The organism is Seonamhaeicola marinus (assembly GCF_008085455.1).
Genome location: NZ_VSDQ01000517.1, coordinates 1 through 214 on the forward strand (window position 1 = coordinate 1; position 214 = coordinate 214).

1 protein-coding gene is annotated in these 214 nt (G+C 26.2%); it reads right to left on the reverse strand.

Annotated elements, in window-relative coordinates; translation table 11 throughout:
• Positions 1–129: DUF6089 family protein (locus FUA24_RS26120; protein ID WP_222861337.1), on the reverse strand; the 129-nt coding region annotated here is incomplete at its 3' end.
• Positions 130–214 lie beyond the last annotated feature (85 nt).

Here is a 214-nt window from a genome sequence, read left to right on the forward strand (position 1 = left end):
AATGTATTTGGTTGAACCTAAATCTCCAATAAAATTACTACCACCAACGTATATGCCAATTTCATTAATTTGAGCATGACTTACATGAATGGTTAAAACACTAATTACTAATACTATTAAATGCTTCATAGGTGTTTAAAAGTTTGCAAATATAATAAATAAGATTAGCCAATTGTAATTTGAGCTAAATTGTATTAGTGTTAAACAGTAATTC